The sequence below is a fragment of the Pseudomonas sp. SDO5522_S412 genome, assembly GCF_054071215.1.
Genome location: NZ_JBSVWQ010000348.1, coordinates 1 through 4,195, shown reverse-complemented (window position 1 = coordinate 4,195; position 4,195 = coordinate 1). Strand labels below are relative to the sequence as shown.

3 protein-coding genes are annotated in these 4,195 nt (G+C 62.0%); all 3 read right to left on the bottom strand.

What is annotated here, in order from left to right:
* Positions 1-83 precede the first annotated feature (83 nt).
* Positions 84-1,421 carry an ATP-dependent RNA helicase DbpA gene (gene dbpA / locus ACW9I6_RS31130; protein WP_236260841.1) on the bottom strand — a complete coding sequence of 446 codons (1,338 nt, stop codon included), beginning with the start codon at positions 1,419-1,421 and terminating at the stop codon, positions 84-86.
* Between the two features lie 130 nt (positions 1,422-1,551).
* Positions 1,552-2,979, bottom strand: a complete 1,428-nt coding sequence (gene mdtD / locus ACW9I6_RS31125) for a multidrug transporter subunit MdtD (protein ID WP_003216894.1) — start codon at positions 2,977-2,979, stop codon at positions 1,552-1,554.
* 36 nt (positions 2,980-3,015) lie between these two features.
* Positions 3,016-3,906: an alpha/beta fold hydrolase gene (locus tag ACW9I6_RS31120; protein WP_457340195.1), complete on the bottom strand. Its 891-nt coding sequence runs from the start codon at positions 3,904-3,906 to the stop codon at positions 3,016-3,018.
* Positions 3,907-4,195: the final 289 nt, after the last annotated feature.

Here is a 4,195-nt window from a genome sequence, read left to right as displayed (position 1 = left end):
AGTCGACAGATTCGGTGACTGACACTCCGCATTCGCGAGCAAGCCCGCTCCCACATTTTTGATCTCGGTATAGCTTGAGATCTTTACAGGATACGCACGCGCAACGAACGGCCTTTGATCTTGCCGTCATTCAAACGCTGCAGCGCCTGCTTGGCGATCCCGCGTTCAACGGCCACGAACGCCTGGAAATCAAAGATCGCGATCTTGCCGACCTGGGCCCCCGGAATCCCGGCTTCACCGGTCAGTGCGCCAAGGATATCGCCCGGGCGAACCTTGTCTTTACGGCCGGCGGCAATGCACAGGGTGCTCATCACCGGCAGCAACGGGCCGCCGCTCTGAGGCTTGAGGTTGTCCAACTGGTCCCAGTTCAGCGGCGACTTCTGCAACTGCTCGATGGCCTGGGCGCGGTGGGCTTCGGACGGTGCGACGAGGCTGATAGCAATGCCCGTCTCACCCGCGCGACCGGTACGGCCCACGCGGTGGATGTGGATTTCCGAGTCGCGGGCCAGTTCGACGTTGATCACCATGTCCAGTGCATCAATGTCCAGGCCACGGGCAGCCACGTCGGTGGCGACCAGTACCGACGTACTGCGGTTGGCGAACATCGCCAGTACCTGGTCACGGTCGCGCTGTTCCAGGTCGCCATGCAGGCCAACGGCGGAGATGCCCTTGGCGGTCAGGTGATCCACGGTTTCCTGCACTTGCTGCTTGGTAAAGCAGAAGGCTACGCAAGACGCCGGGCGGAAATGCGCCAGGACCTTGGTCACCGCGTCCATGCGCTCTTCCGGGGAGATCTCGTAGAAGCGTTGCTCGATCTGGTCGTCCGAGTGGAACGCTTCGGCCTTGACCTGTTGCGGCGCGCGCATGAATTTCGAGGCCAGCTGCTTGATGCTCACCGGGTAGGTGGCCGAGAACAGCAGGGTCTGGCGGCGGGCCGGGGTCTTGCTGATGATGTCTTCGATGGCGTCGTAGAAGCCCATGTCGAGCATGCGGTCGGCTTCATCGAGGATCAGCGTGTTCAAGCCGTCCAAAACCAGCGAACCCTTGCGCAGGTGCTGCTGGATGCGGCCCGGGGTGCCGACGATGACGTGGGCGCCGTGCTCCAGGGAGGCGATCTGCGGGCCGAGGGACACGCCGCCGCACAGGGTCAGCACCTTGATGTTGTCTTCGGCGCGGGCCAGGCGACGGATTTCCTTGGCCACCTGGTCAGCCAGCTCGCGGGTCGGGCACATGACCAGTGCCTGGCAACCGAAGTAGCGCGGGTTGATCGGGTTCAACAGGCCGATGCCAAAGGCTGCGGTCTTGCCGCTGCCGGTCTTGGCCTGGGCAATCAGGTCCAGCCCTTTGAGGATCACCGGCAAGCTTTGCGCCTGGATCTGCGTCATCTCGACATAACCCAGCGAGTCGAGGTTAGCCAGCATGGCGGCGGACAGGGGCAAAGTATTAAAAGCGGTGGCGATGGTAGTCACGGGACTGGCTCTGCAAAACAAAATGTCGCGCAGTGTACCAGCCTCGTGGGATTTTCCCTGCAAGTTCTAGACGAGAAGCCTGTTAATGCTCAATGTCGTGCTCACGGCTGACCACGCGTTTGCCGTCTTTTGGCGACAATTGCAGGAAGATCGCCGCCGCCAGCATCGCCATGATGCCCACGGTGACGAAGGTCAACTGGAACGCGCCGAGTACGGTGTCGACCCCGTCGTTGCCCACTTCGGCGGTAAAACCACCCAGCAGCGCACCGGCGCAGGCCACCCCAAGGCTCAGGGACAACTGCGCCACCACCGACAGCAAACTGTTGCCGCTGCTGGCCTGGGCGTCGTCGAGGTCGATCAGGGTCACGGTGTTCATCGCGGTGAATTGCAGCGAGTTGATGGCCCCGAGGATCGCCAGCATGCTCAGCAGCAGCGGGTAGGGCGTGTGTTCGCTGACCAGGCCCATGCTCGCCAGCATGATGCCCAGCGCCAGGGTGTTGCCGGTCAGCACCACGCGGTAGCCCAGGCGCTCGATCAGCGGCCGGGCGATGGACTTGGCAAACATCGCCGCCGCCGCCAGGGGCAGCATGCTCATCCCGGCTTCGGACGGTGAGTAACCGAGCGCCACCTGCAGCAACAGCGGCACCAGGAAAGGCAACGCGCCGCTGCCCAGGCGAGCGAACAGGTTGCCGAGGATGCCCACCGCAAAGGTCCGGGTCTTGAACAGCACCGGCGAGAACAGCGGGTTGTCGATATGCCCGGCGCGCAGCCAGTAAGCCGCCAGGCACGCGAGGCCGCCGAACAGCAGCAACATCACCCGCAGGTGCGGCAGGTGCAATTCGCCGAGGCCTTCCATGGCGATAGTGATCAGCACCATCGCCGCGCCGAACAGCAGGAAACCCACGCCGTCGAACCGCGTACGTTCGCTGCCGCGCAGGTCGGGGATGAATTTCCAGACGGCGTAGCAGCCGATGATGCCCACCGGCAGGTTGATCAGGAAGATCCAGTGCCAGGTCAGGTATTGCACCATCCAGCCGCCCATGGTCGGGCCGAGCAGCGGGCCCAGCAGCCCGGGAATGGTGATGAAACCCATGATGCGCACCAGCTCCGAACGTGGGTAGGCGCGCAGCACCACCAGCCTGCCCACCGGCAACATCAACGCACCGCCCAGGCCCTGGATCACCCGGGCGCCCACCAGCATGGTCAGCGTGCTGGAGAGTGCGCAGAGCAATGAGCCAATGCTGAACAGCATGATCGCGCCGAAGAAGATCTTCTTGGTGCCGAAGCGGTCGGCCACCCAGCCCGAGGCGGGAATCAGCAAGGCCACGGTGAGCATGTAGGCAATCACTACGCCTTGCATGCGCAAGGGGTTCTCCGCCAGGTCTCGAGCCATGGCCGGCAAGGCGGTGTTGAGAATCGTCCCATCCAGCGACTGCATGAAGAAGGCAATCGCTACCACCCAGGGTAGCCAGCGGGCGGTCTTGGCATCGAGAGGGGCGCGATTCGGCATGAGTTACCTTTTTGTTAGCAGCCTATGTGTCGGCGATTATGCGCCATCGGCAGCTCCTTTTCCCACTGGCCCTTCGTCTATATCTGACAACGCCACGTGTTTGCCCACCAGGAAATCAATCAGCGCGCGGTGCACGGCCAGGGCCGCTTCGCGGGATTCCAGGTCGAGCAAATGGCCGGTGTGTTCGGCGGTGGCGAAGCTGCTGCGGCCTACGTATTTCTTGAACAGTTGGGCTTCGTCTGCCGGGGTGTACTCGTCCAGCACGCCGTTGAGGAAGTGCACCGGGGTTTCGATCCGGGTCAGTTGCGGCAGGTAGTTGCCGTCACCCAGCGCCAGCACCTGATGGATATGGAAGCGTGCCTGGCGATACTCGGTGGTGGCCATGGTCGACAGGTGCCGGTGATTGTTGCGCTTGAGCCGGGGCGACAGGTATTTGCCCACGGTTTCATTCAGCAGATGGCCGACGGCGGATTTGTCATCGGCCTCGATCAGCACGCGCACCCGCTCTACGTATTCGAGCATGGCCTGGTTGAGGTTGGGCGCCAGTGCCATCACCACCGAGCTTTCAATCGACGGCGGGTTGTGGGCGAGGGTCAGCAGCGTGGAAATCCCGCCCCATGAGGCAGACACCAGGTGGTTGACCTCAAAGCGTTCCACCAGAGCGCGCAGGATCTGCACTTCATCGTCCTTGGTCACAAGGTCGAGGTCGGTGTTGTGCGGGCGTGAATAGCCGGAGAACGGCAGGTCGAACATCAGCACATTGAAGTGCTCGGACAGGCACTTGCTGGTGCGTGCAAACGAGCGGGTGGTGGACAGCGCGCCGTTGACCAACAGCACGGTTTTCTTCTCTGGGTTGTTACCAAGCTGCTCTACTTGAACGTTGTAGTGCTTGAACAGCTTTTCAATGACAAAACTTCCATGGTTCATGTCAACGCTCCAGCTTGCCCTATCCCGGGCAAGGTCATGCATCACTCGAGATCAAGTGGGTTGAGGACGGCGGGGTGTTGTTTGAGTTTTTTTACCGCGCGGACGTGGCTAGGTGCCACCAACCTTTATAACGAGGTTTTTCGCGAGCGACAACTGGCCGGACGGCCAGGTGTCTGGAGTGGGGCTTTGAGGATGAACCGAATCAAAATGTGGAATGCGATCAACTGTGGGAGCGGGCTTGCTCGCGAATGCGGTGCCTCAGTCACAGATGTAGTGGCTGACACGCCGC

Excerpts from the sequence above, each read along its gene's own strand:
- dbpA (WP_236260841.1), bottom strand. The coding sequence starts at position 1,421 with ATGCTGGCTAACCTCGACTCGCTGGGTTATGTCGAGATGACGCAGATC.
- mdtD (WP_003216894.1), bottom strand. The coding sequence starts at position 2,979 with ATGCCGAATCGCGCCCCTCTCGATGCCAAGACCGCCCGCTGGCTACCC.
- ACW9I6_RS31120 (WP_457340195.1), bottom strand. The coding sequence starts at position 3,906 with ATGAACCATGGAAGTTTTGTCATTGAAAAGCTGTTCAAGCACTACAAC.